The 1005-nt window shown below is 66.1% G+C and carries 2 protein-coding genes; both read right to left on the bottom strand.

The features are described 5' to 3' along the window. A partial coding sequence (locus AB6A66_RS17425) for a recombinase family protein (RefSeq protein WP_371056895.1) occupies nucleotides 1-423 on the bottom strand: 423 nt, incomplete at its 3' end. Then, nucleotides 420-872, bottom strand: coding sequence for a DUF2924 domain-containing protein (locus AB6A66_RS17430; RefSeq protein WP_371056896.1), 453 nt, complete (start codon nucleotides 870-872; stop codon nucleotides 420-422). The genes AB6A66_RS17430 and AB6A66_RS17425, both read right to left, overlap by 4 nt. Between the last annotated feature and the right edge of the window lie 133 nt (nucleotides 873-1005).

Consider the following 1005-nt stretch of genomic DNA (forward strand, 5'->3'; position numbering starts at 1 on the left):
CAGGATGTTCAGCGTCAGCCGGCCCATCGAGGTCGTGGTGTTGAAGGACTGCGTGACCGAGACGAACGTCACGCCGTTCCGGTCGAACACCTCGACCAGCTTGGCGAAGTCGGCCAGTGAACGGCTGAGGCGGTCGATCTTGTAGACCACCACCACATCGACTAGCCCGTCCTCGATGTCCTCCAGCAGCCGCTGCAGGCCGGGGCGGTCGAGCGTGCCGCCGGAGAGACCGCCATCGTCATACTGATCACGGACAAGCACCCAGCCCTCGGAGCGCTGGCTGGCGATGTATGCCTCGCAGGCCTCGCGTTGGGCGTGGAGGCTGTTGAACTCCTGCTCCAGCCCTTCCTCGGACGACTTGCGCGTGTAGATCGCGCAGCGCTGCTTCCGGATCATTCCTGATTTCGCAGGGGCCTTCGTCATGTCCGCGCCCTCCGGTTCTTGAGCCCGAAGAAGACCCAGCCGTTCCAGCGCGTCCCGGTGATCGCCCGCGCGATGGCCGAAAGCGACTTATACGGGCGGCCCTGCCATTCGAAGCCGTCCGCGGTGACGGTGACGACGTGCTCGACGCCCTGCCACTCACGGATCAGCCGGGTGCCGGCGATGGGCATGGTGTCGGCGCGGACGCGGCTCTTCTTGCGGTCGCCGCCGTCCAGTTCCTCGCCTAGCCGCTCCAGTCGCCGGACGGTCTCGGGTTTCAGCCCGCCATAGGCCAGTTCCTGGATGCGGTACGCGAGACGGCTCTCCAGGTAGCGCCGGTTGAACGGCGGCGGTTCGCTGTCGAACAGGTCGCGCCATTGCGCCTTGAGTTCTGGCGTCGGCGTGGTCTTGAGTGCGGCCAGGCGCGCAGGGATGGGATCGTGGGTCGTCATGCGGTCCTCCGGTGAGTTGGAGTTGCATGACGGCATGCGCTTGCCCGAGAGTGTAGGCGAATTTCTTCAGTATCGTCAGAAGCTTCGCCGCGCTCGCGAAGCCGCAACCGGACCAGCCCGAGCGCCAGCAGGC

This window comes from Rhodosalinus sp. K401, from assembly GCF_041365735.1.
GTDB lineage: Bacteria > Pseudomonadota > Alphaproteobacteria > Rhodobacterales > Rhodobacteraceae > Rhodosalinus.